This window comes from Nodularia chucula CCY0103, from assembly GCF_963923915.1.
GTDB lineage: Bacteria > Cyanobacteriota > Cyanobacteriia > Cyanobacteriales > Nostocaceae > Nodularia > Nodularia chucula.
This window is the reverse complement of sequence record NZ_CAWUOL010000025.1, coordinates 29,554-52,081: the sequence shown is the minus strand read 5'-3', so window position 1 is coordinate 52,081 and position 22,528 is coordinate 29,554. Positions and strand designations below refer to the sequence as shown.

Below are 22,528 nucleotides of genomic sequence, written 5' to 3'. Positions count from 1 at the left end.
AAAACTACTATACCTGAATATGTAAAGTTTTGTAACGAGATTCAACATTTCTGTTACCCTATCAGCATTTATCTGCGTCCATCCTCTACCATCTGCGGTTAAATCTTATTTATTTCTAACCTCACACTACAAACTACATCCGTAGGCAAAATTTTCTATAGATATAGATGACCTGATTTGATATGCAGAGTATGATGTTCATAAATAGATAATTTAATGATATGTTGCCCAATATTCAGCAAGTTATAGAACACCTAAATATTGATATTGATCTATTTTGGGAAAAATTAGAATCAAGTGACTATAAAAAGCAACTTAGTCACATTGATAAAATTATTATTTGTCAATCTCTCTTAGGTGATTCTCGGCAAGAAATCGCCAGTAAATTGAATTTATCTGAGCAAAATATTAGAGACAGACTAAGTAAATATATTTATCCCAAAATTGCAGCCGCATTGCAACTTGAGCAAGAAAACATTGCCGGAAACTGGGTATTAATTCTAAATTGTTTACTTGATCCAAATAATATCTATAAATTAAATCCAGCACCCCAATTAAATAATGATAACTTCCAAGGAAGTTTTGGCAGACAAGTATTTTTATATCCACCTCACCAAGAAATTGTCAAATTACAAATCTCCGGCACAAAATTTTATCAACAAGGACTATATTATCAAGCTGCAAAGTGTTTTATTTGGTCTTGGAAGCAAGAAAGAGAAATCTATCAAATTGGTAATCCTGAAATTTTAATTTACATTAATAACAGTTTACTTGAATATAAACAAGCTCTTTTAAAATCTAGAAATATTAAAATTTATACTGTAGCTGTGGTTGTACCATTTCATCACAATCAAGGTCATATCGCTGCGGAAATTTTGCGAGGAATTGCCCAAATTCAATTACAAGTCAATTTACCAATTTTTGATAAACTTTCTTTAGATCAAGAAATAAATTTAGATGATATTAAACCAGAGATATTTTTTAATCTCAATCAGACAAATAGTCCCATAGCCTTAAAAATTCTCATTGTCAATGACCCGAATAATTTATATAATCCATACAACCAAACAGCAGAGACTTTAGCCACTTTAGCCTCTAAATTAAATTTAATCGCTGTGGTTGGTCATTACTCCAGCGAAATGACGGAAAAAGCACTACAATTTTATTCTCAGCAGGGGTTGGTTTTAGTCAATTCTAGTAGTACATCTAATCAACTTTCTCACATATCTCCTGGTGAAAGTTTATCTTTTTTTCGACTGACTACTCAAGACAATATCAATGCTTTAGGTTTAGCTAGTTATTTGCAAGCCACATTTGCGGTAAAAGGTGTAAAAAAAGTCGCAATTATATATAATCAAAATAGTAGTTATAGCCGTTCTTATAAAAAGAGTTTCCAATCAGAGTTAAGCAAATATCCAGAACAGTTTCTATTTTTGGCAGAATGTGGCTATATTAGTGAAAACTATTATCAAATTCAAAGTTATTTAGAAAATCTCGCAGCCAATGATGTAGATATCATTATTGTGATTCCTGATGGTGGTTTAGAGCCTAATTCTTTAGATAATGCTGGGTTAATTAGTCGCTTAAATCTCAATCAATGTCTAATAGCAGGTTCAGCTACTTTTTACCAAGAAAATATTTTATATTGGCTACACGAACGACAGCAATATAATTTAATTAATCCTGATAAATGCCAAATTATTGCTTGTATTCCTTGGCATTGGCAAAGCCACGAAAATGGTTGTCATAGTGACAATAATATTTCCCAGCAGTTTTGTCAAATAGGGACTCAATTATGGGGCGAGGAAAATTTAACTTGGCGCAGTGCGACGGCTTTTGATTCTGTATTAATAATTATGAGAATTTTAGAAAGATATCCTATAGAAGATAGTCACTCTTTATTAGTACATAGCAATCAATATTTCAAAGAACAGCGTCAACAAGTCCAGGGAGTTACAGGAATTATAGCATTTCATGCCAATGGCGATCGCATCCAGCCACCCACAGAAATAGTCGGTGTCCAATGGAATGCACAACAGCAAAAATGGCAATGGAATTTAATAGTTCACAGATGTAGTTAAAAGATTCTACAGATGAAGTAGAAACATTCTTAATACCCTTGCTATGGTAAGTTTACAACATTCAGGAAATAAATGATGCTGAAATTTTTTGCAGACAGAGGCGGTACATTCACAGATATAGTTGCTGTCACCGATGATGAGCAAATTATTACTCAACTAGCCCAACATCCCCAAAGATTCTTAATAGTTCCCATACCCAACCAACAATGGGTAATAGTTTATAAACTGCTATCTGAAAATCCCGAACAATATCAAGATGCAGCCATCCAAGGTATTAGGGATATTATAAGTTTATCCAGTCAGGAAACCATCCCTACTACAGCCATAGAAGTAGTGAAAATGGGGACAACAGTTGCTACAAACGCCCTTTTAGAAAGAACGGGCGATCGCGTAGCACTTCTTATTACCAAAGGGTTTAAAGATGCCTTAAGAATTGGCTATCAAAATCGTCCTGATATCTTTGCTCGTCATATTATATTACCCACAATGTTATATGAGCAAGTCATAGAAGTAGATGAACGTTATAACGCCCAAGGGGAAGAATTAGAACCTGTAAATATTGCTCAAGTAAAACAGGATTTAGCCACAGTTTACCACACAGGTATTCGCAGTTGTGCCATAGTTTTCATGCATAGCGATCGCTACCCCCAACACGAAAAACAAGTAGCCCAAATAGCCGCAGAAATCGGCTTTACCCAGATATCCGTATCCCATCAAGTTAGCCCCTTAATGAAAATAGTTAGTCGAGGCGATACAACCGTAGTCGATGCCTATTTAACCCCAATTTTGCGGCGTTACGTCAACCAAGTAGCCAACCAATTACCCCAAGTCAAATTAATGTTTATGAAATCCGACGGCGGATTAGTAGCAGCCTCACAATTTCAAGGAAAAGATAGTATATTAAGTGGTCCTGCGGGGGGAATAGTCGGTGCAGTGCAAACTAGTAAAAGAGCCGGATTTGAATTAGTAATTACCTTTGACATGGGGGGAACCAGTACAGATGTTGCCCACTTTAAAGGAGAATATGAACGTCAACTAGACTCCGAAATTGCCGGCGCGAGAATGCGAGTTCCCGTATTAGCAATAAATACCATAGCAGCAGGTGGTGGTTCCATACTCTTTTTTGATGGTTCCAGTTACCGAGTCGGACCAGAATCAGCAGGGTCAAATCCTGGGCCAGCTTGTTACCGTCGTGGTGGTAAATTAACAGTAACAGATGCCAATGTCATGTTAGGTAAAATTCACCCCCAATACTTCCCCGCAGTCTTTGGAATTGAGGGAAATTTGCCCTTAGATAAACAAATTGTTCTGCACAAATTTAGCGAATTAGCCCAAGAAATTGCCCAAGTTACAAAAAATCAACGTACACCCGAACAAGTAGCAGCCGGATTTCTCGCCATAGCAGTAGAAAACATGGCCAACGCCATTAAAAAAATTAGTTTGCAAAGAGGTTATGACGTGAGTCAATATACCCTTTGTTGCTTTGGTGGTGCGGGGGCGCAAGTAGCTTGTTTAATAGCCGATACATTAGGCATGAAAACCATATTTTTGCATCCTTACGCCGGGGTTTTATCCGCCTACGGAATGGGATTAGCTGATATTAGGTCAATGAGAGAAGCCGGAGTTGAACAACCCTTAACTCCAGAATTAATTCCCCAATTACAGCAACTAATGAACACATTAGAAACCCAATCTCGAAACGAACTCACCTCAGAAGGTGTAAATGGTGCAGAGTCAATAGTGCAAAAACTTAACTTAAAATATGCAGGTACTAACTCCACCTTAAATATAAACTTTGCCTCAGAAATAGCAATCATGCGCCAAGAATTTGAAACAGAACATCAAACACGCTACGGCTTCATTCAACCAGAAAAAACCTTAATTATCGAATCAGCCTCAGTAGAAATAATTCAGGAAATGGATACACCAGAAGAACCCTTAATTAAACGTACCCGCCCCTTAAATCAACCACCCCAACCTGTAGAAACCGTAAAAATGTTCAGCGCCAATCAATGGCATCATGCACCAGTTTATCAGAGAGAAGACTTACAACCAGAAGATATAATTCCAGGTTCTGCCATCATCGTCGAAAAAATTAGCACAATTGTTGTAGAACCCGATTGGCAAGCTAGATTAACAGAACGCAATCATTTAATTTTACAACGTAGACATAGCATTTCCTAGTCGAAGAAAGTACACAATTATCTGCGTCCATCTGCATTTAATTATCACTGCTTTTCCCTCATTTGAATGGGAATTGCTATAAACAACTGCAACGATACCAAAAAATAAATACTGTGAGGAAATAATAAATGTCTAATTCTGCATCATTCCGCCAGCTTTGTCGCCAAGGTAAATTAGATACACCCACACCTGGATTAGCATTGGGATTTGTGCAAGCAAACTTAGTAGTCTTACCATACTCTTTAGCCTTTGAATTTTTACTTTTTTGTCAAAGGAATCCCAAACCTTGTCCCATACTTGATGTCACAGAAGTGGGAGACTTTGAAACTAAACTCATCGCTCCTGGTGCTGATATTAGAACCGACTTACCCCGCTACAAAATTTTTCATCATGGGGAACTAATTACAGAAACAACAGATATCCGTTCATATTGGAGAAATGATTTAGTGGGGTTTCTCATTGGTTGTTCATTTTCATTTGAAAACGCCATGCTAAATGCTGGTTTATCAGTTCGACATATAGAAGAGAAAAAAAACGTCCCCATGTATCAAACCAACATTGAATGTATTCCCACCCAGAAATTTTCTAGCCCTTTAGTAGTTTCCATGCGTCCCCTTCCAGCTAATCAAATTGTGCGAGCTGTAGAAGTAACTAGCCGATATTATAAAGCACATGGTTCTCCTATTCATATTGGCAATCCCGAAACCATAGGAATTAAAGACTTAGGCAAACCTGATTACGGAGATGCTGTCACAATTAAAGATAATGAAATCCCCGTTTTTTGGGCTTGTGGAGTCACCACACAAACTGCAATTCTCAGAGCCAAACCCGAACTAGCAATCACCCACTCACCCGGATATATGTTCATTAGTGACCTACAGGATGAATCACTAACATTTTAAGAATAGAAAATCCCCACTTTCCGCGTACCTTTGCGTTAAAAAAAACAACCATGTACACTACAAACCAACCCGATCCCGTCCGCCTAGAAATCTTCAAAAACCTCTATCAATTCATCGCCGAACAAATGGGAATAGTGCTGCAAAACACAGCCACATCAGTAAACATCAAAGAACGCCTCGATTTTTCCTGCGCCATCTTTGACACCTCCGGCTTATTAGTAGCCAACGCCCCCCATATTCCCGTACATTTAGGCTCAATGAGTGAAAGTGTCCGCAGCTTAATTAACGATAAAGGCGACACAATTAAACCCGGAAACGTATATCTATCCAATAATCCCTATAACGGCGGAACTCACCTTCCAGATGTCACCGCCATTACCCCGGTGTTCCTAGAAAATAATTCATCCCCTACTCCCCACTCCCCACTCCCCACTCCCCTCTTCTACGTCGCTTCTCGTGGACACCAAGCCGATATCGGTGGTATTACCCCTGGTTCCATGCCTCCCCACAGTACCACAGTAGAAGAAGAAGGCATTCTATTTGATAATTTCCTGTTAGTAAATCAGGGAAACTTTCAAGAAAATGAAGTAAGAGAATTACTGTTAAATCATCGCTATCCGGCGCGAAACCCTGACCAAAATCTGGCCGATTTTAAAGCTCAAATTGCCGCTAATACCAGAGGAGTCCAAGAATTAACAAAAATGGTAGCTCAATACGGTATTGAGACAGTGCAAGCTTATATGCAATTTGTCCAAGATAATGCCGAAGAGTCAGTCAGACGTGCTATCAATCTTCTTAAAGATGGGGCGTTTAGTTATGCAATGGATAACGGTGCAACTATTCAAGTTAATGTTATCATTAACAAAGAAAATCGCAGCGCCATTATTGATTTTACTGGCACATCTTCACAGCTAAATAGTAACTTTAATGCTCCCAAAGCAGTCACTCAAGCAGCAGTTTTATATGTGTTTCGGACTTTAGTGGATGATAATATTCCTCTGAATGCTGGCTGTCTTAACCCTTTAGAAATTATTGTACCGGTGGGCTGTATGCTTAACCCAATCTACCCGGCCGCAGTTGTAGCTGGTAATGTGGAAACTTCCCAAACCATTGTCGATGCTTTATATGCTGCGTTGGGTGTGATGGCTGGTTCTCAGGGAACCATGAATAATTTTACCTTTGGCAATCAGCGTTATCAATATTATGAAACTATCTGCGGTGGCTCTGGTGCAGGTGTTAATTTTCATGGTACTGATGGAGTGCATACCCACATGACTAATTCTCGCTTGACTGACCCAGAGGTTTTAGAAACCCGTTATCCTGTATTAGTAGAAAGTTTTAGTTTGCGTGCTGATAGCGGTGGTGAGGGTAAATATTGCGGTGGTAATGGGGTAGTTCGCCGTATCCAATTTTTAGAACCGATGACAGCCAATATTCTCTCTAGCCATCGTTTGGTTCCTCCTTTGGGGTTAGATGGTGGGAAACCGGGAAAAGTCGGACGGAATTGGATACAACGTCATGATGGTACGGTGGAGGATTTAAATAGTACGGCCACTGTGGAGATGGAACCTGGGGATGTGTTTGTGATTGAAACCCCTGGTGGTGGCGGTTTTGGAAAAGAATAGGGGGAAATTTAAGCAAGGAAATAACAATTACGTCCCTGGCTTTTGGCTTGATAAAGGGCTGCATCGGCTACGGAAATCAAATCTAAAGGAAGCATATCAGGTGTAGGGATGAATGTAGCGATTCCTACACTAAGGGTGACATATTCCAGGACAGCTGATGCAGTGTGGGGAATTTTGAGATTTTGAATGGCTTGATGAATTTCTTGGGCAATTTTCACAGCGCCATGAGTGTCAGTCTTGGCTAAGATGATGGCAAATTCTTCACCGCCATAACGGGCGGCTAAATCGCTACTACGTTTAACACTTTGTTGCAATACTTGAGCAACCAGACGCAAACAATCATCTCCGGCGGCATGACCATAGGTGTCATTATATTGTTTAAAATAGTCAATGTCGCATAAAATTAGTGATATAAAATCTTGTTTTGTGAGATGTTCTTGCCATAGAGAATCTAGTTTTTGATCAAAGCTACGGCGGTTAGGAATCTGAGTTAATTGATCGATCATTGCTAAGTTTTCTAGTTTCTGGTTGGCAATTTGTAATTGTTGATGAATTTCCGATTGCTGAATGGCAATACCAATCTGAATTGCTAATTGTTCTAGTAGTGAACTTTCCCAAGTTTGCCACTGGCGTGGGGCGCTGCAATGATGAGCAATTAATAACCCCCAAAGGTTATAACTTTGCATTATTGGTACAACTAATTTGGCTCTGACTTGGCATTTTTCTAATAACTTTAAATAACAATCACTAAATGCCATTGTGTAAATATCGGGAGTGACTTTAATCCTACCTTGTTGATATGACCCTTCTTGGGTTTCAACAAGGTAAGTGTCTGTAATTTCCATACTTAATATTGGTTTATATTCGGGGGATACAGACTCTGTGATAATTACACCACTCCAATCTGATTTAAAACGGTAGATGATGACTTGATCTGTTTGCAAAAAGTCGCGGACTTCGGCTACGGTGGTGTTTAAGATTTTATCTAAGTCTAAAGAATCGCGGATTTTTTGGGCGATCGCATAAATCATCCGTTCCCTTTCTACTTGCTGTTGCAGTGCTTGTTGAGCTTGTTTGCGAATGGTGATATCTGTAAATGATGCTAATACTGCATAGGGTGTTGATTGATTGGGTTTAAATAATGGTTGGGAATTAATGGACATCCATATCAGAGTCCCATCAGGTTTATGTACTCCCATGATCACGTTATTTTGGGGCTGGCCTGTGCGTAAGGTGACAATGGTGGGGTGGGTTTCACTGGGAAAAGGGCTACCATCTTCATGAATGCTGCGCCATCGGGGATCGATGGCAGTGCGCCCGATAATTTGCTCAGTTGTTAACCCTAAAATCATTTCAGCACTGTGGTTACAGGCGGTGATAGTACCATCGGCTTGATGTACGATAATCCCTTCTGTCATGGCTGTAATCACGGAGCGATAGCGTTCTTCACTTTCTCGAATGGCGATTTCTGCTTGGATGCGTTGGCTGATATCTTCAAAAATATACAGTCGCCCCCAATAGCGGTCTTGATGACCACGAATTTGGTTAGAAAAAAGACGAATTGTTCGCCCATCTACAAGTGGAATATGCTCCTCAATAATGGCACGATTTTCTAAGGATTGTAATGATTTACAGGTTTTAGTAAATGCTGGCAAATCAACTATTAATTTCAGACAATTAAGGATAACATCATTGTTATTAATTGCTCCTAATCGCATTTGGGTTTCTAAATGTTTAATGCCCCAAATTTCACAGAAGCGGTGATTAAAATAGAGAATTTCGTCGGTACGATTATCGACAACGAAAAATGCTAGCAAAGAAGTATCAGTCATGGCACGTAATAAGGCTTCTTGCCAGCGCAATTCCTCTTCTGCACGCTGTTGTTCTTCTAGGGCTACTTTTTGTTTGGTAATATCTTTTTCATTGACTAGGAGTAGAGATTTGCCTGTGATCGGGTCGAGGGTGCAACGGATATCTATACTATGCCAGCGTATTCCTTGGGTTGTACAAACTTGGGTTTCTACACTAAAAATTTCATTTAAATTCATGGCGGCGATCGCCTGTTCTCCGACATTCTGATCCACAAAATGGCGCACAAAAACGTTATCCCTATCACTGTGGGGTTGCTGGGTGTCTCCATAACAATTCAGGGCGGCCGCGTTTTGCATCAAGGGGACACCATCCATTGTGTAGAGAGAAATCATCAAGGTGGTGTGATGCAGTGCTTGTATACCTCTGAGAGTTTCTGGAGCGATATCATGACGCAGTTGGGGTGTGGCTTCTACTAGCATGGCCATGCGCCCATTTTCAATTTGCACTCCCGAAAGTAGACAGCACATCGCCACAGGTTTCCCTTGGGGATAAAATGTCCAGTTTTCCTTGATGGTTTTGCCTTGATGAAATTGATTCAGATAACTTTTGAGGCGAATTTGGGTAGCTTGTGAAACATCACTAAAATCTCTATTAAGTAATTCCTCTTGGTTGGCTGCATTCCATATATGCACAGATGCTTTGTTACCCCACCACATTTGCCAATTTTCAATATCATAAATCCAAATGGGTGTTTGTAATCGGTCAAATGCCATTAAATCGGCAACTGAGATATTATTTAATAATACTGGTGTGGCTGTGAGAATATGTTGATGATTTTGGGTTAAGTCTATTTTTTGGTTCGGAGAAATTGGCAAGTTTATGACTTGTTGATGCAGTTGTTTCTGGCTTTGGGCAATTGTTCGATGTTGTTTGAGTTGCTGGATAGCCTTAGCAATTTCTCTAGCTAAAAGTTGCAAAAACTCAATTTCTAAGGAACTCCATTCGCGGGGACTACTGCACTGTTGAGTAATTAGCAAACCCCATAGATGAGAAGGTGAAACGGAATTATCGTTACTTTTCGGATTATTCAGTAAAATAGGTACTACTAAGTTAGCTTTAACCTTAAATTTGGTGAATAATTCTTGGAAACAGGGATCAATGGGATGAGTATCAATATTATTAATAATACTCAACTGTCCAGCTAGATATTTCTGGAGCCATTTGGTTTGAAAACAAGAGTCATAAATTAATTGTCCTTGAATGGGTGTCCATTGAGGAGGGACAGATTCTGCTTCTACTATGCCATCACCATCTGGTAAAATACGATAGATAATCATGCGATCGCTTGCTACGGTATTTCTCGCTTCCTCGACAATCATTTTGAGGATTTCGTTCAATTGAGATGATGGGTAAATTCCCACAGATAGCATCCGCAGTTGAGACATGATTGACTGAAAGTTAACTTGACCACCAGGTAAGCGATTGAACATCATTAACAATGTAATTTATTTACCTTAACAATTGCGAAATTATTTATATAATTATTTTATAATTATATAAGTATGAATAACCCAAATATTATGGAAAGGCAAGCTAAACTTTACTATTTAATTACAACTTTACAACAAAAAATGGAGCGGTAAACAGGGCTTGCCTGGTCACCACTCCCTATTGACATTCCCGATTCCCCATTCCCTAAGCTTGAGGAGAAATTTGCTGTTCTTGCTGTTGTCCTGGTAACTGAACAGTGACAACTCTGGTTTTTTCTTCTTCGGCTTTAGGCATGGTGAGGCATAAAAGACCATTATTAAAATCAGCTTGGACTTGATCGTTTTGAATCCGACATGGTAGGGGAATTATTCTTTGAAATCTGCCATAGCGAAATTCAGAACGGCGCATCCCTCTTCTTTCTTGTTCCTTAATTTCCGATTTACGCTCACCACTGACAGAAACTGTGTCTGCGGCAACTTTTACATCTAAGTCTTGGGGATCAATACCGGGAATTTCCATCCGCAGTTTGATATGATCGGAGGTTTCTTCTAGTTCTGCTGGGGGTACAAATGTGAGTCTATCACCGATGATATCGCCAGTTTCACTAGTAGGTGTTATTTGCTCAAGTAGGCGATTCATCTGGCGTTGGATGGTTTCTATTTCTCTAAAAGGTTCCCAACGACTTAATACCATGATTTTTATCTCCAATTAATTAATGAGGTTTGTGAAATAATGCAACTCCGGGGGCAAACAGCCACAATAAAGCGCAAAATACGGTAAATAATACCTTCAGAAACTAGAATCTAGAAAATACTCTCAGGCTGATAGACTTAGCTTAAAAATCTTAATGTCTGTTTCCATCTGGCTCAGGTTGCATGATACTAATCAGATGAATCTCTCTCAAGAAGGAGTCAAAAATTGGCATAATAGGGACTCATTCTCGAAATCAATTAATGTCTGATCCAGTTTGGTTATCACAGTTGCAACAAAACCGGGCGATCGCAGTTATTCGCTCCGCAGATATGGGATTAGCTCACAAGATGGCGATGGCTGTGGTGGCTGGGGGAATGCATCTGATTGAAATTACCTGGAATAGCGATCGCCCAGGGCAATTAATTAGTCAATTACGGGCAGATTTACCACACTGTCTCATTGGTACAGGGACGCTGTTAAATGTCGCACAACTGGAAGATGCGATCGCCGCAGGGGCGCAATTTCTCTTTACTCCCCACGTTGACAGGTTGATGATTCAAACCGCAGTAGCCGCAAATATCCCCATTATCCCCGGTGCTTTAACTCCCACAGAAATTGTCACTGCTTGGAATTATGGTGCAACCTGTGTCAAGGTGTTTCCGGTGCAAGCTATGGGCGGTATTAATTATATTAAAAGTTTACAGGGGCCTTTGGGTAATATTCCTGTGATTCCCACCGGGGGAGTGACTTTAGAAAATGCTGAGGAATTTATCCAGGCTGGGGCGATCGCCGTGGGTTTAAGTGGTCAATTATTTCCCCAACATCTTGTCAAAGAAGAAAATTGGCAGGCGATCGCATCCCAAGCCCATATGCTTATGCAAAGATTACAACGAATTAGTAGGTAGGGAGTGGGAAGTGTGGGGAGTGTGGGAAGTGTGGGGAGTGTGGGAAGTGTGGGAAGTGTGGGAGGTGTGGGAGGTGTGGGAGGTGTGGGAAGTGTGGGAAGTGTGGGAAGTGTGGGAAGTGTGGGAAGTGTGGGGCGCAAGATTTTTAGTTTCCAATACCCAACTTGCACTGAGCGTAGCCGAAGTGTCCCCAGTCCCCAATCCCCAATCCCCAATCCTCAACACAAAAATACCAAGACAGTTTAATGTAGTACGAATAAACTATAAAAGATGTGAAATGTCTGAGTTAATTTTATTTTGGCATCGGCGAGATTTACGTATTTCTGACCATACAGGACTAACTGCCGCCAGAGAACAAAGTTCAAAAGTGGTGGGGGTATTTTGTCTTGATCCGCAGATTCTCAAACCAGATGAAGTCGCCTCAGCAAGAGTAACCTACATGATTGGCTGTTTACAAGCTCTACAACAGCGATATGCAGAAATAGGTAGCCAACTATTAATTTTGCGTGGCAATCCTGTAGAAGCTATACCAGCTTTAGCAGAGGCATTAAAAGCCAAAGGCGTATTTTGGAGTTGGGATGTAGAACCCTATGCTCAAACACGCGATTGCACCATCATTGATATCCTCAAAACAAAAGGTATTCAATTTCTAAAGGAAAATTGGGATCAGCTCTTACATTCCCCAGCAGAAATTTATACAGGTGGTAAAAGTCCTTACACAGTTTATACTCCTTTCTGGAAAAATTGGAGTAGCAAACCCAAAGCCCCAGCAGTCCCAACCCCCGAAAACCTCACCGGATTAACAGAGACAGAACAAAAAATCGCCCAACAAGCAGGAGTTATTCCCTTACCCACTGCCCAAGACTTAGGATTTATCTGGGATGGAGAATTAATTATTGCCCCAGGAGAAGCCGCAGCCGAGGAACAATTAGAGGAATTTACAGCCCGTACCATCACCGAATACCAAGAACAGCGTAACTTTCCCGGCGTTGATGGCACATCTAGACTGAGTGCAGCTTTAAAATTTGGCGTGATTGGGATTCGTAGAGTGTGGCAAGCCACTTTAGCAGCCCAAGAACAGAGTCGCAGCGAAGAAACAGCAGCCAGTATCCGCACATGGCAACAGGAATTAGCCTGGCGGGAGTTTTATCAACACGCCATGTATAACTTTCCAGCATTGGCTGAGGGTGCTTATCGGGATACCTTCAAAAACTTTCCTTGGCAAAATAACCCGGAACATTTCCAGGCTTGGTGCGAGGGTAAAACTGGCTATCCCATCGTTGATGCAGCCATGCGCCAATTAAACGAACTGGGTTGGATGCACAACCGTTGTCGGATGATTGTTGCCAGTTTTTTAACCAAAGACTTAATCATCAATCCTCAATGGGGAGAAAAATACTTTATGCAGAAACTCATTGATGGAGATTTATCTGCTAATAATGGCGGTTGGCAATGGAGCGCTTCCAGTGGGATGGACCCCAAGCCTTTAAGAATTTTTAACCCTGCTAGTCAAGCCCAAAAATTTGACCCGGAAGGTGAATATATTCGTCAATGGGTATCAGAATTGCGTTCTGTAGATACACAATATTTAGTTACAGGGAAAATTCCCCCATTAGAACTGCAAGGTACTGACTATCCTGCGCCAATTGTAGATCATAAAGTTCAGCAAGCCTTATTTAAAAAAATCTATCAACAGCAAAAAGAAATAGTTGACCTTTAACAGTTGGGTACTGGGGATTGGGGATTGGTTACTGGGTACTGGGTATTGGGTATTGGAAACTAAAAAATTTTCCCCCCACACCCCCCACACCTCCCACACTCCCCACACCTCCCCCACTCCCCTCTCCGAATGGGCATTAAAAATAACTGTCATAGCGATCGCATCAAGTCACCGTTGAGGAATAATCATAGAAGCATCTACCGATACCTTAGCGGCTTATGTCATCTCCACTTGACCGCCCATTAACAATTATACTTAAGCTCCCTTCCTCCCACCCAGAATTACTTACAGGATTGGATATCTGGCTAGGACTGGGTTTAATCTCGGATGCCCAGGTTAAACAACTATGCGAACAGTTTCTTTTCTGTCCAGTGGTATTAGAACCTGTATCTCTGCCTCAACGAAAGATATCTGTAACAGTTTCTGACCCTGTAAAAGCCGTACCTGTAATGGCCTTTGCATCTAGTAGCCCCGAACCAACTACCCCAGAACCACCCCAACCCAACTTTGTTTCCTCCATGTTGCAGTCCTTGGGGGCAGAGTTGAGTGTGCGTTGGCTACTGTTTTTAGGTTTATTTCTGGTTATCCTTTCCTCTGGCGTATTAGCTGCAAGTCAGTGGGATAGGTTCCCGGCGGCGGCACAATATGGCATTTTATTTGCTTATACCTTAAGTTTCTGGGGTTTTAGTGCTTGGGCGCAGAGACAAGATAATCTCAGGTTAACGGCTCAAACTTTGCTGATTGTGACTCTGTTGTTAATCCCAGTTAACTTTTGGGCTATGGACAGTTTTCGACTATGGCACAATCCCCTAGACTGGTTAACAGTAGCGATCGCATCTCCGACTCTGACATTTCTTACCGTTTTACTCTGCAAAAATCACCGTGTTTTTACCAACTTACCCACAGGGAAATTACCTTTCATTAATATTATCGGGTTAAGTTATTTACATTGGGGTTGGCAATTATCCCAGTTTCCCATAATTGCCATTTACGTGGCTATGATTGGCACAACTATTATTACTATTTATCACCATCGTCATCCACAGCAGCCCCCCACCATCTCACAAAATCCTGATACACCACCGCAGCAATTAGGTATCAGCTTATTTGGGGCTGTGATGGTTTATGGTTTGGCATTACTATTAATCCGCGCCATTTTTGTCCATCAGGTAGATGTGACTCAGTTAGGTTTAGCTATTGGCATTTGTGGCTGGTTGGTAACTTGGTTAGCACAACACAGAGATGCTGCATCCCCTTGGCAAACTTTGGGCGGGATTTTACTATTCATCGGTTGGTTAGTAGCGGTATTTACGCAACCTGCACAAGCCATACTTGTGAGTGCATTGGCTTTTTGGTATGTGGGTAATCGCTTAGAAAGATATAGTTTACCCCTTGACTTGTTGGCATTTTTTGCCCTTGGTTTACAAGCAGTTTGGCTGGGTTGGCGGTTAGTCCCCGCACAATTACAAAAGCAAGCAATATCTCTGGCTAGTCAAGTTACCCAGTTAGAAAATTCCCCTTCGATGTTACTGAGTGTAGTTTTATTCCCTTACTTAATTTTTATGGTGGTAATCACTGAAAGGTTACGTCACCAGCAAAAAACAGAATTAGCTAAATTTGGCGATATTCTTTGTCTGTTATTTGGGAGTTTTTTAACCACAATTTCCCTGGATAATTCCATACTGCGATCGCTCAATTTAATATTTTCTACCATCACTCTCGCCGTCATCACTCAACGCCGTTCCCCAGTTCCCATTCCCTTAGTCTATTTCACTCACATCATGGGAGTGTTGACACTGGGTTCCACAATTCATTGGCTATTACCTAATTTACCTTTACACATCTGGGCGGCAATTTTACTCGCTGTCATGATGGCAGAATGGGTATTTAGTCTAGGTGATGGTATCTGGCGACAAAGTTCATGGTACATCGGCTATGGCTTGGCTGCGCTCAGTTTTTATCTCCTATGGATGAATAACCAAATAGCTTGGGTTAACGATGGTATTCTGAATGATTGGGGAATATTATGGCTAACTACACCTTTAACTCTCACAGGTTTAGCTAGTCGCACCACTGGAGAACGCCGCAACATCAACACTTGCGCCAGTGCGATCGCTGTCTGCATGACTCAGTTATTAACTTTAGCACTGCCTGGAACCAGATTAATTAGTCTGGCTGTCGGGACGGCGTTGATGTTCGCCAATACTTATTATTTGCCATACAAAGCTAATGCGGGAATTACAGTAGGGTTTGGGTTGAGTTTAATAGCTGGTTTGCTGTGGGAGGGGATACCGGGAGTTCCTCAACTTACCTTGGCTGGGTGGTTAATTGTCGGTGCGATCGCCACATTCAGTTTATGGTTAGCCAGAACAGCCTTGAACCGCCGGAATAACCAGTTAGCAACAATATATGCAGTAGCCTGTAACCGATGGGCGATCGCATTATGTAGCACCGAATTATTAGCCATTACCATCCGTTCCACCTTACTCAATTCTTATATTGATCCCAACTTTTTATACATAATTTCCACAAGCATCATCTTAGCAGCAATTATTTATCGCAGTTGGCAAACCCCCACAAATTGGGCATTTTATGCCATTGGTTGGTGTGTAGAATTAATCATTGCCGACATCCTCACCTTTGGAGACAATTCCAGCCTCAAAATAGCCATAGCTAACATCGCCTTGGGTTTAATCACCCAACTTTTCGGAGAATGGTGGCGACGCAAACATCAATTACAAACCCTTCCCAGCAGCTTGCACATTTTACCCTTAATCTATGGTGCAATCAGTGTAGTCTTCCGCTTAGATAGCTTTACCGCCTGGACTGGTTTGTTTACCTTGGGTGTATCATTCATCCTCATTGGTGTAGGACGACGTAACACATCCCTGCAACCCCTGCTGTATTTAGGACTGATTGGCGTATCACTTTCCGCCTATGAACTGCTGTTTTATCAAATGTTTCAAAGCACAGGGGAAGCATTCGGTGATGCTTTTATAGCTATGTCAGCATTAGGCGCAAGCATCATGTATGCTTATCGCATCCTCACACCCTGGATCATCAGTTACTTAGGTTTGACACCCCAACAACTGAAAAACATCGCCCATCTCCATTGGTTTTGGAGTAGTAGTTTATTAATGGCCGCTATTTTCCTACCCATTGAAGTTAACCGTTTAGTAGGGTTAGGAACGGGAGCATTTTTAATTAGATATGCCGTTTTTCAAGGAAGGAACGCACCCCCTATTCCCAGCATCTTCCCGATGATTACCATAGGAGAACTGTGGGTTTACATCGGATTATTAGAAGTAGCCGCCATGCGAATTTATTGGCGAGAAACAGCAGTGGGACAGTGGTTAAGTGGTCCCTTAGTGCCTTGGAATGGTGCGATCGCCTGCGTTATAGCTTATATTTTATACATCTTACCCTGGGAAAATTGGGGATGGTCAAAAAGACCGTGGCAACAAGCAGCATATATTATTCCCATAGTAATTTTATGGGAAACCAGACTAGCAGTTTCCCCCATCACCTTACTCATCGCAGCAGGGTTTTATATATTCCTCGCCAAATTAGCTGAAAACATCCGTTTCACATACATCAGCATCGGATTAATTAATTGGGCATTATGGCGCTGGTTGAATAGCCTCAACCTCACTGATGCTTTATGGTACATCACAACCATCGGATTCTCACTACTATATATAGCCCAAGTAGATCCCCTATTGAAACTACCCCAAAATAAAACAACTCGCCACCTTGTACGCATACTAGCCACTAGCTTAATTTGTGGCTGGGCAACTTTCTTTAATCAACAGACACCCTTCATTCCTGGAATCTTCAGCCTAATTAGCATATTTGCCGGATTAGCCTTAAAAACCAGAGCTTTTCTCTACATTGGCACAGCCACCTTCCTCATCACTAGTAGCTATCAACTGATCATATTCAGCTTCAGCTATCCCTTCTTAAAATGGATAGTCGGCTTACTACTAGGTATTGCCTTAATTTACATCGCCGCCAACTTTGAAACCCGGCGCACACAAATCAACACTCTACTTCGCAGCATCAGTGATGAACTGCGAGAATGGCAATAGTGGGATTAGGGATTGGGGATTGGGGATTAGGGATTAGGGATTGGGGATTGGGGATTGGGGATTGGTAACAAATTTCTTCTCCCTGCACCCTGCAACCCTTTATCACCTAAAAATCCAGTTCCCCTCCTCGCTTGCGGTGAACCAGCGCTGCAGGCGGGTTTCCCACCGTAGGCGACTGGTGAACCCGAAGGGGGAGGGGTTAGGGGTGGGGTCTTATGTATGACACAAACGAGAATTTATCGACTTATATGTACACCATAGCCTTTACAAAGGGAGGGTTAGGGAGGATTCAAGCAATATTTCAATCAACTTTTTGAAACGAAAAAAGCATTAGGTGATAGATAACCAACTAACTTATAATCATGGCTAGATAAAAATGTGTATATCGGGTTGACATTGGCTTGAAGTATATCAAACTTATGAATTTCTACCAGGATTAAACGGGGTCTGTAACGAGTTATATTCAATGAATTGAGTATATTTAATTCCTCACCTTCAACATCTATACAGAGAAAATCTATTTTTTCTGGACATTGATTGTCATTTAAGATTTCTTCTAACTTTTCTGCTTTTATCTCAACTACCTTTGAGTTTTCCTCAGTTCGTTTATTACCTTCTAGTTTTGCATCTACCCCACTTATCAAAGTAGATTTTTCAGAAAAGAAAAACTTCACTATTTTATTTTCATCAGATACAACTTTCGCTAGAGATATATCTTTAGGACGAATTTTTTTGAAAGTTTTAATTAGTTCTGGATTAGCATCTATAGTAATTCCTTGCCATCCTCTTAAATACAACTTCCAAGTATTAGAATAAGCAATGGGATGATTGCAGCCAACCTCAACATAAAATCCTTGTTCTTTGTTTCCAAAGTAATTATCAAGGAATCTATCCTCACCAAATTGAGAAAAGCTAGATATTAAATATGGGTTAAATATTTTTTTGATAGCTTTGAAAATAACATGAGATAAGAAAATTGTTTTAGGAACTCTATTAATAAGCAGTTGTAATTTATGAGAAAGCATAGTATCTTATCTAATTTCCTACTACTAATCAAATAATATGGGGATATTGCTATGTAATTCTTTAGAGGATGTTTCAAAGGTCAAAGTGAGGCAAAAATTATGCGCGTCATCTAACCGCAATAGATATTATAGCAATATATAGCAACGTTAGGGTTTCAGTCCCCTTGCGGGGATTAGTTTAGCGGAAAGTTTAGGCGCTGCATGGGATGATTTAAATGATTGGTGTTTCAGTCCCCTTGCGGGGATTAGTTTAGCGGAAAGATAAAATTGTGATGTAATCAATTACATCTTCAAGGTGTTTCAGTCCCCTTGCGGGGATTAGTTTAGCGGAAAGGATAATGGTTTTTCCCCTCCGGTTCCCCTCCCTCATGTTTCAGTCCCCTTGCGGGGATTAGTTTAGCGGAAAGCTTTATGAATTTGTTTGTGAGGATTTGAATAATCCTCGGTTTCAGTCCCCTTGCGGGGATTAGTTTAGCGGAAAGTAAGATGTCGTAGTTTAAGTATAAATAGTAAGTAGGTTTCAGTCCCCTTGCGGGGATTAGTTTAGCGGAAAGTTTTTCTCAGCCTGGAACCTTAAATGTATCTGGTCAGGTTTCAGTCCCCCTGCGGGGATTAGTTTAGCGGAAAGTATAGGACACGTAACTTGGAAGGTGTCTATGCGCTGTTTCAGTCCCCTTGCGGGGATTAGTTTAGCGGAAAGAACGCAGCAGCTTCTAGTTCATAATCTAGATTAAGTTTCAGTCCCCTTGCGGGGATTAGTTTAGCGGAAAGGAGGACATCAAACTACAAGCCCAAGAGTTGCAGCGTGTTTCAGTCCCCTTGCGGGGATTAGTTTAGCGGAAAGTTTCAACCCGAACTTTGAGCCAAGCTCCGGATCTGGTTTCAGTCCCCTTGCGGGGATTAGTTTAGCGGAAAGATTGATTACTGCTTTCAAACAATTCTTTCTCTGCGTTTCAGTCCCCTTGCGGGGATTAGTTTAGCGGAAAGTCACTAGTCTTATTGTTGTTAGCTAGTGGTTGTGGTTTCAGTCCCCTTGCGGGGATTAGTTTAGCGGAAAGACCGCCATCTGAAACATAGTCTAGAAGGGGATTCTAGAACCGATTTTGGCAAAGGTGATCTAAAAACCTTGTTTCAGGATTCGGGAAATTGCCAACTGAAACTGATGAAACGCTGTAACTATTGAATTGTCAAGGTTCTGGGAATTTGGCAAACCCCCCAGGGTTTTCGACTTTACTATAGGTCTCCCAAAAATCCTAATAAACCAATCATATAATAGTTACTTCCTCTTGTCTAGTTAAGCATACAAGCCGCAAACCCATTGCCACTCTTGGATCAAACCTTCTCGCAAAGCAACTTGCGGCTGATATCCTAAAACTTGCTTCGCTTTAGACACATCAGCAGCAGTGTGACGCGCATCTCCCATCGCCCTAGAGATATAATTCTTATTAATGGGTTTCCCGACAATTTCCGCCATAGTATCCAAAACCTCAGCCAACACAACCCGGCTACCACCACCAATATTAAACACTTCCCCCACAACTTCCGGTACAATAGCCGCAGCTAAATTAGCAGCTATGACATCACTGACAAAAGTAAAATCCCGCGTTTGCAGTCCATCGCCATAAATGGGAATTGCTTCATCCTGCAATACAGCTTTAAAAAACTTATGAAAAGCCATATCTGGGCGCTGTCTGGGACCATAAACCGTAAAATAACGTAATGCCACAATGGGAACCCCAAAGTTTTTGTGATACAGCATACACAAACGTTCCGCCGCTAGTTTAGTAATACCATAGGGAGAAACTGGTTGCGGCGGTATTTTTTCATGGGTAGGTAAGGTTTCCGCATCCCCATAGACGCTGGATGTAGAAGCAAATACTAGTCTTTTCAGGTTTTCCGCATTCTTAGCAGCTTCTAATAAAACCTGTGTGCTACTAATATTCCGTTCTGTGTAATTCCGAAAACCTTCCCCCCAACTGGCCCTGACTCCCGCTTGTGCTGCTTGATGGTAAATCACCTCAACATCTTTGAGCAGTTCCTGTAAATCTAAATCCTGGATATCTCCGGTAATTAAAGTAAATTTAGGGTGAATCTGCAAATGTGCAATGTTTTTGTGCTTTAATCCAGGATCGTAATAATCGTTAAATTGATCAATACCAATTACTTCTTGTCCTTGTTGCAGTAATGCTTCTGCAAGGTGAGAACCAATAAATCCGGCGGCTCCAGTCACGATAGTTTTAGTCATAATTTTTATCTATAGAAATAATCAAAATATATAACCTTGAAATTGATCTGCGATCGCCACTAAAGTCCACTAGGATGTCATAATTTTATCAGGGACGCACGAGGAAATCAGTGAAAGTTTTAGTTGTCGGTAATGGTGGGCGGGAACACGCTCTAGCCTGGAAGTTGTTGCAATCTCCGCAAGTTCAACAAGTTGTCTGTGTACCAGGAAATGGCGGTACTGCAAGTTTAGAACGTTGTCATAATTTGCCCTTGGCTGTAGATGATTTTGCAGGAATTAGTACATACGCTCTGGAAAACAGTATTTCCTTAGTGGTAGTGGGGCCAGAAGTACCATTAGCCCAGGGAATCACAGATTACCTCCAAAGTCAAGGACTGATGGTATTTGGCCCTAGTAAAGCCGGAGCGCAAATAGAAGCGAGTAAGGCTTGGGCAAAATCCTTAATGGCAGAAACTGGCATTCCTACAGCCAAAGCTGCGGTATTTACGGAAGCTACAGCAGCTAAATCTTACCTAAAAACACAGAAAATCCCCATAGTGGTGAAAGCCGATGGTTTAGCAGCCGGCAAGGGAGTAATAGTAGCCACAACTATGGCACAGGCGGAAACTGCCATTGATACAATTTTTCAAGGAGAGTTTGGTACTGCCGGTAATGTGGTAGTCATAGAAGAATTTTTACTGGGGCAAGAGGTATCAGTTTTAGCCCTCACCGATGGAATTACCATTCGCCCATTGTTACCAGCCCAAGACCACAAGCGTATTGGAGAAGGTGACACAGGGGAAAATACCGGAGGGATGGGAGCTTACGCCCCTGCGCCCATTGCTACCCCAGAGTTAATGACTAGGGTACAAACAGAAGTTTTGGAACGGGCGATCGCCGGCTTAACAGCTAGAGGTATCGATTACCGAGGTATACTCTATGCAGGCTTAATGATTTCCCCCGACGGCGACATCAAAGTTTTAGAATTTAACTGTCGCTTTGGTGATCCGGAAACACAGGTAATTTTGCCATTATTAGAGACACCCTTAGAAGAGTTAATTTTAGCCTGTGTAGAGCAGCGTTTAGGTGCAATGCCCCCTATAGCTTGGAAATCAGCTACAGCTGCAACCGTAGTGGCCGCCTCCGGTGGTTATCCGGGGAAATATGACAAAGGCAAAGTAATTACTGGTATCCCGGAAGCAGAAACCGCCGGAGTCACAGTATTTCATGCCGGCACAAAATTACACCAAGAACAAATAGTCACAGATGGGGGCAGAGTATTAAACGTCACTGGTATAGGGGCAACTTTTCCCCAGGCGATCGCCCAAGCCTACAATGGCATAAAATCAATTCAATTTGACGGTATATATTATCGGCAAGATATTGGCCATAGAATCCTCTAAGGAGTGGGGAGTGGGGAATGGGAAGTGTGGGGAGTGTGGGAAGTGTGGGGAGTACAGGTAGGGTGGGGAGTGTGGGGAGTGTGGGAAGTGTGGGGAGTACAGGTAGGGTGTGTTAGGCGTAAGCCGTAACGCACCAAAAGCCTTGGGGAAGGTATATGAAGATGAAATTTGTCACGCCACTACAAATATTAATCCCATTAATCCCATCTGAAAATATGAGCGATCGCCAAGACTGCAAAGATCACTAAAACCACAGTATGATTAAGGTGTTGTATGTACCAGGGGTGAAATTACATCCAGATCATCGACCATCCCTGACTTCAACTTGCAACTAACATATTTATCGAAATAACTGTTAATTTTTTAGTTGTTGGG

General features: G+C 41.4%; 12 protein-coding genes and 1 CRISPR repeat array. Of the genes, 8 read left to right on the top strand and 4 right to left on the bottom strand.

The genetic code is table 11. The features are described 5' to 3' along the window. Positions 1–221 precede the first annotated feature (221 nt). From ACM0OP_RS09795 to ACM0OP_RS09780, 4 genes are all read left to right on the top strand, one after another. Positions 222–2,081 carry an ABC transporter substrate-binding protein gene (locus ACM0OP_RS09795; protein WP_414528214.1) on the top strand — a complete coding sequence of 620 codons (1,860 nt, stop codon included), beginning with the start codon at positions 222–224 and terminating at the stop codon, positions 2,079–2,081. 75 nt (positions 2,082–2,156) lie between these two features. Continuing rightward, positions 2,157–4,265, top strand: a complete 2,109-nt coding sequence (locus ACM0OP_RS09790; protein ID WP_414528219.1) for a hydantoinase/oxoprolinase family protein — start codon at positions 2,157–2,159, stop codon at positions 4,263–4,265. A gap of 128 nt (positions 4,266–4,393) precedes the next feature. Next, positions 4,394–5,167 (top strand): putative hydro-lyase, encoded by a 774-nt coding sequence (locus tag ACM0OP_RS09785; RefSeq protein WP_414528213.1) that lies wholly within the window; start codon positions 4,394–4,396, stop codon positions 5,165–5,167. Positions 5,168–5,217: 50 nt separating this feature from the next. Further along, entirely contained in the window at positions 5,218–6,792 is a 1,575-nt protein-coding gene (locus ACM0OP_RS09780; protein ID WP_414528212.1) for a hydantoinase B/oxoprolinase family protein, read from the top strand. A gap of 8 nt (positions 6,793–6,800) precedes the next feature. Here the strand turns inward: ACM0OP_RS09780 and ACM0OP_RS09775 are convergent, their stop codons facing one another. Together ACM0OP_RS09775 and ACM0OP_RS09770 are read right to left on the bottom strand one after the other, a co-directional pair. Further along, positions 6,801–10,097: a diguanylate cyclase domain-containing protein gene (locus ACM0OP_RS09775; protein ID WP_414528211.1), complete on the bottom strand. Its 3,297-nt coding sequence runs from the start codon at positions 10,095–10,097 to the stop codon at positions 6,801–6,803. A gap of 202 nt (positions 10,098–10,299) precedes the next feature. Beyond that, positions 10,300–10,788, bottom strand: coding sequence for an Hsp20/alpha crystallin family protein (locus tag ACM0OP_RS09770; RefSeq protein ID WP_414528210.1), 489 nt, complete (start codon positions 10,786–10,788; stop codon positions 10,300–10,302). A 260-nt stretch (positions 10,789–11,048) separates the two neighbouring features. On the opposite strand from ACM0OP_RS09770, the gene ACM0OP_RS09765 reads away from it, so the two are divergent. From ACM0OP_RS09765 to ACM0OP_RS09755, 3 genes are all read left to right on the top strand, one after another. Beyond that, positions 11,049–11,693 (top strand): bifunctional 4-hydroxy-2-oxoglutarate aldolase/2-dehydro-3-deoxy-phosphogluconate aldolase, encoded by a 645-nt coding sequence (locus ACM0OP_RS09765; RefSeq protein ID WP_414528209.1) that lies wholly within the window; start codon positions 11,049–11,051, stop codon positions 11,691–11,693. A gap of 277 nt (positions 11,694–11,970) precedes the next feature. After that, positions 11,971–13,413 (top strand): FAD-binding domain-containing protein, encoded by a 1,443-nt coding sequence (locus ACM0OP_RS09760; RefSeq protein ID WP_414528218.1) that lies wholly within the window; start codon positions 11,971–11,973, stop codon positions 13,411–13,413. A 218-nt stretch (positions 13,414–13,631) separates the two neighbouring features. Beyond that, positions 13,632–17,501: a DUF2157 domain-containing protein gene (locus ACM0OP_RS09755; protein WP_414528208.1), complete on the top strand. Its 3,870-nt coding sequence runs from the start codon at positions 13,632–13,634 to the stop codon at positions 17,499–17,501. A 305-nt stretch (positions 17,502–17,806) separates the two neighbouring features. Here the strand turns inward: ACM0OP_RS09755 and ACM0OP_RS09750 are convergent, their stop codons facing one another. Beyond that, on the bottom strand, positions 17,807–18,526 hold the full coding sequence (locus ACM0OP_RS09750; protein WP_414528207.1) for an FkbM family methyltransferase: 720 nt from the start codon (positions 18,524–18,526) through the stop codon (positions 17,807–17,809). A gap of 152 nt (positions 18,527–18,678) precedes the next feature. Continuing rightward, positions 18,679–19,584: direct repeats of the CRISPR family, unit length 37 nt; unit sequence GTTTCAGTCCCCTTGCGGGGATTAGTTTAGCGGAAAG. 236 nt (positions 19,585–19,820) lie between these two features. Next, positions 19,821–20,771 (bottom strand): NAD-dependent epimerase/dehydratase family protein, encoded by a 951-nt coding sequence (locus ACM0OP_RS09745; RefSeq protein ID WP_414528206.1) that lies wholly within the window; start codon positions 20,769–20,771, stop codon positions 19,821–19,823. A gap of 110 nt (positions 20,772–20,881) precedes the next feature. On the opposite strand from ACM0OP_RS09745, the gene purD reads away from it, so the two are divergent. Further along, positions 20,882–22,153 (top strand): phosphoribosylamine--glycine ligase, encoded by a 1,272-nt coding sequence (gene purD, locus ACM0OP_RS09740; RefSeq protein WP_414528205.1) that lies wholly within the window; start codon positions 20,882–20,884, stop codon positions 22,151–22,153. Positions 22,154–22,528 lie beyond the last annotated feature (375 nt).

Bases quoted from the DNA above. Each gene is read 5' to 3' on its own strand.
- ACM0OP_RS09795 (WP_414528214.1), top strand. From the start codon at position 222: ATGTTGCCCAATATTCAGCAAGTTATAGAACACCTAAATATTGATATT.
- ACM0OP_RS09790 (WP_414528219.1), top strand. From the start codon at position 2,157: ATGCTGAAATTTTTTGCAGACAGAGGCGGTACATTCACAGATATAGTT.
- ACM0OP_RS09785 (WP_414528213.1), top strand. From the start codon at position 4,394: ATGTCTAATTCTGCATCATTCCGCCAGCTTTGTCGCCAAGGTAAATTA.
- ACM0OP_RS09780 (WP_414528212.1), top strand. From the start codon at position 5,218: ATGTACACTACAAACCAACCCGATCCCGTCCGCCTAGAAATCTTCAAA.
- ACM0OP_RS09775 (WP_414528211.1), bottom strand. From the start codon at position 10,097: ATGATGTTCAATCGCTTACCTGGTGGTCAAGTTAACTTTCAGTCAATC.
- ACM0OP_RS09770 (WP_414528210.1), bottom strand. From the start codon at position 10,788: ATGGTATTAAGTCGTTGGGAACCTTTTAGAGAAATAGAAACCATCCAA.
- ACM0OP_RS09765 (WP_414528209.1), top strand. From the start codon at position 11,049: ATGTCTGATCCAGTTTGGTTATCACAGTTGCAACAAAACCGGGCGATC.
- ACM0OP_RS09760 (WP_414528218.1), top strand. From the start codon at position 11,971: ATGTCTGAGTTAATTTTATTTTGGCATCGGCGAGATTTACGTATTTCT.
- ACM0OP_RS09755 (WP_414528208.1), top strand. From the start codon at position 13,632: ATGTCATCTCCACTTGACCGCCCATTAACAATTATACTTAAGCTCCCT.
- ACM0OP_RS09750 (WP_414528207.1), bottom strand. From the start codon at position 18,526: ATGCTTTCTCATAAATTACAACTGCTTATTAATAGAGTTCCTAAAACA.
- ACM0OP_RS09745 (WP_414528206.1), bottom strand. From the start codon at position 20,771: ATGACTAAAACTATCGTGACTGGAGCCGCCGGATTTATTGGTTCTCAC.